This window comes from Streptomyces pathocidini, from assembly GCF_001418495.1.
GTDB classification, from domain to species: Bacteria; Actinomycetota; Actinomycetes; order Streptomycetales; family Streptomycetaceae; genus Streptomyces; species Streptomyces pathocidini.
The window spans coordinates 1-5,191 of the sequence record NZ_LIQY01000333.1 but is presented as its reverse complement, the minus strand read 5'-3'; the positions used below and the strand labels follow the sequence as shown (position 1 = coordinate 5,191).

Here is a 5,191-nt window from a genome sequence, read left to right as displayed (position 1 = left end):
GGTATGGGGGGTTTTGGGTGTTAGAAATCTGAGGGGGGTGGTGGATGAGCGACATGGTGGTGGGGCGTCGTGGCGGTTGGCCGGTGCCCAGTTCGGCCCACACCGTTTTGCCCGGCCCGGGGCTGCGGGACGAGGTCCCCCAGCGGTCGGCGAGCTGGTCGACCAGGAGGAGGCCGCGGCCGAAGGACTCGTCGTCGGCGGGCCGCCGCGTGAGGGGGAGACGTTCGCCGCGCGGGTCGCTCACCTCGATGCGTACGGCCGTGGGCGTGAGGGCGATCCGTACGCGGAACAGGCGGTCCCGCAGACAGCCGTGCAGCAGCGCGTTCGTCGCCAACTCGCTGACGAGCAGCGCCGCCCCGTCGACGAGATCCGGGTGCCCCCACTCCCGCACGAGCCGCGCCGCGCGGCGCCGGGCGAGCGAGACGCTGCGCGGATTGGGGGTGTAGTCGAGCGCGTCCTCCCGCAGGACAGCGGGTTCGCCCGCGCGGGACGGTTGGGATACGACCATGAATTCACGCCTCCGTGATCTGCGGGTGCGGTGGGGTGTGGGGCGGTGGCTCTGCCGCCGTCCGCCCCGGCAGGGGCATGGCACGGCGGTGCACTTCCGCCAACTGACGCCGCCGTGCGAGCGGTTGAGTACCGACGGTAGGGGCGTGCGTGGCCGGGATCAAGTTATTCGGGGAAGATATTCCCCATCGAGTGACCGCTCCATGCGGAAGGTGTGACACTGTGCCGGTGAGTCGGACAGCGCAAGGCAATCGCCAATCAACGGTGCTCGGGCGCAAGTTGGGTGGCCAGCTGCTCGCCCTGCGCGATGCGGCGGGCAAGACGCAGCTCGAAGCCGCCAAGGTTCTGAGCGCGACCGCGACGAAAGTCGTGAAGATGGAACGTGGTTGGGTGCCGATGCGCGACCCCGACATTCGCGCGCTGTGCGACCTCTACGGCGTAGACGACGCCGACACCGTCGGCGGGCTCCTGCTCCTGGCGCAGGCGGATCGCGAGCGCCGGAAGGCGAAGGGCTGGTGGAACCAGTACCCCGAGTTGCGGGCCATGGCCGAGTACGTGGCTTTGGAGGACATCGCGACCAGCGTCCGCACCTGGCAACTGGCCATCGTGCCCGGCCTCTTGCAGACCTCCGACTACGCCCGGGCCCTGGCCGTCGGCAACGGTTCCTGGGAGGACCCGGACGAGATCGAGCCCTTCGTGGAGTCGAGGATGGCTCGGCAGGTGCGGCTGAGTGGTGACCGACCTCTCCAATTGTGGGCCGTTCTCCACGAGGGCGCGCTCCGGCAGCTGATCGGTGGCCGGGAGGTCATGCGCGGCCAGTTGGAACACCTCCTGGAAGCGGCGCGCCAGCCCAACGTCAGGCTTCAGGTGGTGCCCTTCCTCGCGGGCGCTCATCCCGGAATGACCAGTGCCTTTACGGTCGTCTCGTTTGCGGAGCCCGGCGCGATGGAGGTGGTGCACATGGACACGACCTCAACTACGATCTGGCTCGAAAGTGAGAGCGACGCGGCACATCACAGCGCGATCTTCGATCGCATCACGCGGCTTGGGCTCGCGCAGCGCAGCTCCGCGAGGCTGATCGACGGTATCCGCAAGGAGATTTAGACCCATGGCCGAGTTCGACTTCCGCAAATCCAGCTTCAGCGGCGGCAACGCGGGCCAGGAATGCGTCGAGGTCGCGACAAACATCCCCGGCACGGTCGCCGTGCGCGATTCGAAGGACCCGGAGGGGCCGACGCTCCGGTTTCGGCCGTCGGCGTGGGCCGCGTTTCGGGACGGCCTCGTGCGGGGGGAGTTCGGCGCATAGGTCGGCGGGGCCGCCTTCCGTATTCCACATCCCGGACGTGTATACCTGGCGCATACCTGTTGTATCTAAGATGTGCGCATGCTCTCCTCCGCCGCGCCCTCGGCGTCTGTCGCGACGCCCTCCTCCGCCAAGGACAAGACTCGGCAGCCGCCTGCCGCCGAGCGCGTGTACGCGTACGTCAAGCAGGCCGTGCTCGAGCGGCGTTACGAAGGGGGGACGCTGCTCACCGAGGGGGATCTCGGGGAGGCCGTGGGGGTGTCGCGTACGCCCGTGCGGGAGGCGCTGCTGCGGCTCGAGGTCGAGGGGCTGATCAAGCTCTACCCGAAGAAGGGCGCGCTCGTGCTGCCCGTCTCCGCGCAGGAGATCGGGGACGTCGTCGAGACGCGGCTGCTGGTCGAGGAGCACGCGGCGCGCAAGGCCGCGCCCGCCGGGCCGCGGCTGATCGCGCGGCTGGAGGAACTGCTGGAGGAGCAGCGGCGGTTCGCCGACGCGGGCGATCTCGCGGCGGTCGCCGCGAGCGACCGCTGCTTCCACGCCGAGATCGTGCGCAGTGCCGGCAACCAGATCCTGGACCGGCTCTACGACCAACTACGCGACCGCCAGCTGCGGATGGGTGTCGCCGTGATGCACGCGCACCCCGACCGCGTCGCCAAGAACATCTGCGAGCACGCCGAGATCCTCGAAGCCCTGCGCTCGGGCGACGCGGACGCCGCCGTGACGGCCGTGCACCAGCATGTGAGTCGGGTGCGGGTGCTGGTTCGGGGGGATGAGCGATGAGCTCATCCGCCTCAGGCCTGCCCGGGGATCCGCCCGGCGGGCGCCGGGCCGCCGCCGTGTGGGGCATCGGCGTCGCCGTCTACTTCGTCGCCATCACCTACCGCACCAGCCTCGGTGTCGCCGGCCTCGACGCCGTCGACCGGTTCTCCATCAACGCTTCGGCCCTGTCGACCTTCTCCATCCTCCAACTGCTCGTCTACGCGGGCATGCAGATCCCCGTCGGCCTGCTGGTCGACCGGCTCGGTACGAAGAAGGTGCTGGCGCTCGGCGCCGTCCTCTTCACCGCCGGGCAGCTCGGCTTCGCGCTCTCCCACTCGTACGGTGCCGCCCTCGCCTCCCGCGCGCTGCTCGGCTGCGGGGACGCGATGACCTTCATCAGCGTGCTGCGGCTGGGCTCGCGCTGGTTCCCCGCGCGGCGCGGGCCGCTGATCGCGCAGGTCGCGGCGCTGTTCGGGATGGCGGGCAACCTGATCTCCACGATCGTCCTGGCCCGGCTGCTGCACGGGCTGGGCTGGACGCCGACGTTCGCGGGAAGTGCGGTGGGCGGGGCGGTCGTTCTGGCGCTGGTCCTGCTGTTCCTCAAGGACCACCCCGAGGGGTACGAGCCGCAGCCGCGGCCTTCGCACCACCGCGGGCCGTCGTTCGTACGCCGCCAGATCGGCGCCGCCTGGCGCGAGCCGGGCACGCGGCTGGGGATGTGGGTGCACTTCACGACCCAGTTCCCGGCGATGGTGTTCCTGCTGCTGTGGGGGATGCCGTTCCTGGTCGAGGCGCAGGGGCTGCCGCGGGCGACCGCCGGTGAGCTGCTGACGCTGGTGGTGCTGGCCAACATGGCGGTGGGTCTGGTCTACGGGCAGGTCATCGCCCGGCACCATCGGGCCCGTACGCCGCTGGCGCTGGGTACGGTCGGGGCGACCGCGCTCGTGTGGGGGGCGGCGCTGGTGTGGCCGGGGGAGCATGCGCCGATGTGGCTGCTGGTGCTGCTGTGTGCGGTGCTGGGGGCGTGCGGGCCGGCGTCGATGATCGGGTTCGACTTCGCGCGGCCGGCGAATCCGCCGGAGCGGCTCGGCACGGCGTCCGGGATCGTCAACATGGGTGGTTTCACCGCCTCGATGACCACGCTGCTCGCCGTCGGCGTCCTCCTCGACGCCACCGGCGAGAACTACCGGATCGCCTTCGCCTCCGTCTTCGTCCTCCAGGCCCTGGGCATCACCCAGATCCTCCGCCTCAAGGGCCGGGCCCACCGGCGGGAGCGCGAACGGGTGGTGGCCAGCCGCGTGGAGACGGTGCACGTCCCGGCCTGAGCCGGGTCGGCGTTCGCCACGCTGTGGGCCGGCGGACCGCATGCCCACAGCCTGTGGACGGCCGCGCTACGGCGTGATGGCGAAGGACTGGAGGATGGCCTGGGCCAGGTCCTGGTCGCCTTCGACCTTCACGCGGTCCGCCAGGGCCTCCGGCCTGACGCGGCCGCAGGCCAGGAGGGCGTAGGCCTCCCAGTCGAGGATGAGGGTCGCGGCCGGGCCCAGGGACGGGCTGCTGTTGACCGTGCCCCTGCCGTCGGCGTCCACGCGCACCGTGCGCATGAACTCCAGCGGGCCGTGCACGTCGAAGACGACGGCCGAATGGGCGGGCGCGCCCGCCTTCTTGGCGACCACCTTCGGCAGGGCCGCCACCAGCCAGTCGCGGGCGATGACCGCGGCGGCGGAGTCCAGGTTGCCCGGCTTGTCCAGGGCGCGGCGCAGGTCCTGCTCGTGTGCCCAGACGTCGAACACCCGCATCCGCAGGGCGGTTTCGAGGGTCACGTCCTGGCCGAGCGGGCCGCGCAGCACCGTCTCCGGGGCGCGCGTCTCGTTCCGCAGCTGACGGGAGCGGCGGATGACCGTGTACTCCAGCTCGGAGGTCATCTCCGGCGCGGTGTGGCAGCGCCGCACGTCGACCTGGACCTCGATGTGGCGGGAGAGGTCGTCCTTCACGTGGTAGAGGTCGCGCGGGAGGGTGTGGATGGGGCGCGGGTCGCCGAGCATCTCGCACTCGACGCCGATGACGTGCGAGACCACGTCGCGCACCGACCACCCGGGGCAGTCGGTGCGGTAGCTCCACTCGCCCTCCACGAGTGGTGTCACCAACTCGGATATGGCCTCGATGGATTGCGTCCAGGCGTCGATGCAGTGCTGGAGGCTGGGATGGACGGTCACGGGACCCCTCGGGCGGTTCGATCCGGTTCGATTCGCGGTCTGGGTGCACGAGCGTCGGCTCTGGCAGTTAAGTTACGCTGCGCGCGGGCACCCCGGCAGTGCTTTCGACAGTGCTTGACGGGCGGTTGTGGCTTATGCGAATGCATCGTAGGCCTGTCGGCGGGCCGAATCGAACGCCGGATCCCGAGAGTGGTGGTACTGTGCGCGCCTCTTTGCTCCAGATCGACGTGAACCCCCACGAGTCGGTCGCGGACCGCCGCGTTCGGGTGGCCGAACTCGTACGAGCGCAGTCCGGATCCGATCTGGTCGTCCTGCCGGAGCTGTGGCCCACCGGCGCCTTCGCGTACGAGGAGTTCGAGGCGAACGCGGAGTCAGCGGCGGACGGGCCGACGGCCGAGGCGATGGC

General features: G+C 70.5%; 6 protein-coding genes and 1 pseudogene. 5 read left to right on the top strand and 2 right to left on the bottom strand.

Features of this window, described 5'->3' with window-relative positions; genetic code table 11:
- The coding region (locus tag AOK16_RS16505) for an ATP-binding protein (protein WP_079101457.1) at positions 1-508 on the bottom strand (508 nt) is incomplete at its 3' end.
- A gap of 227 nt (positions 509-735) precedes the next feature.
- Between AOK16_RS16505 and AOK16_RS16500 the strand changes: the two genes are divergently transcribed.
- The 4 genes from AOK16_RS16500 (at position 736) to AOK16_RS16485 (ending at position 3,894) form a co-directional block, all read left to right on the top strand.
- A complete protein-coding gene (locus tag AOK16_RS16500) occupies positions 736-1,611 on the top strand; it encodes a helix-turn-helix domain-containing protein (RefSeq protein ID WP_055473005.1) in 876 nt (291 codons plus the stop codon).
- Positions 1,612-1,615: 4 nt separating this feature from the next.
- The gene (locus AOK16_RS16495; RefSeq protein ID WP_055473004.1) at positions 1,616-1,813 is read left to right on the top strand and encodes a DUF397 domain-containing protein; all 198 of its coding nucleotides are present in this window, start codon (positions 1,616-1,618) and stop codon (positions 1,811-1,813) included.
- Between the two features lie 78 nt (positions 1,814-1,891).
- A complete protein-coding gene (locus AOK16_RS16490; protein ID WP_055473003.1) occupies positions 1,892-2,590 on the top strand; it encodes a GntR family transcriptional regulator in 699 nt (232 codons plus the stop codon).
- Positions 2,587-3,894, top strand: coding sequence for an MFS transporter (locus AOK16_RS16485; RefSeq protein ID WP_055473002.1), 1,308 nt, complete (start codon positions 2,587-2,589; stop codon positions 3,892-3,894). Before AOK16_RS16490 ends, AOK16_RS16485 begins: the two co-directional genes overlap by 4 nt.
- 66 nt (positions 3,895-3,960) lie before the next feature.
- Here the strand turns inward: AOK16_RS16485 and AOK16_RS16480 are convergent, their stop codons facing one another.
- Positions 3,961-4,785, bottom strand: a complete 825-nt coding sequence (locus AOK16_RS16480) for a maleylpyruvate isomerase family mycothiol-dependent enzyme (protein WP_055473001.1) — start codon at positions 4,783-4,785, stop codon at positions 3,961-3,963.
- A gap of 200 nt (positions 4,786-4,985) precedes the next feature.
- Here AOK16_RS16480 and AOK16_RS16475 point away from each other — a divergent pair.
- Positions 4,986-5,191: pseudogene (locus AOK16_RS16475) on the top strand (carbon-nitrogen family hydrolase); the annotation flags it as partial.

Excerpts from the sequence above, each read along its gene's own strand:
- AOK16_RS16495 (WP_055473004.1), top strand. The coding sequence starts at position 1,616 with ATGGCCGAGTTCGACTTCCGCAAATCCAGCTTCAGCGGCGGCAACGCG.
- AOK16_RS16490 (WP_055473003.1), top strand. The coding sequence starts at position 1,892 with ATGCTCTCCTCCGCCGCGCCCTCGGCGTCTGTCGCGACGCCCTCCTCC.
- AOK16_RS16485 (WP_055473002.1), top strand. The coding sequence starts at position 2,587 with ATGAGCTCATCCGCCTCAGGCCTGCCCGGGGATCCGCCCGGCGGGCGC.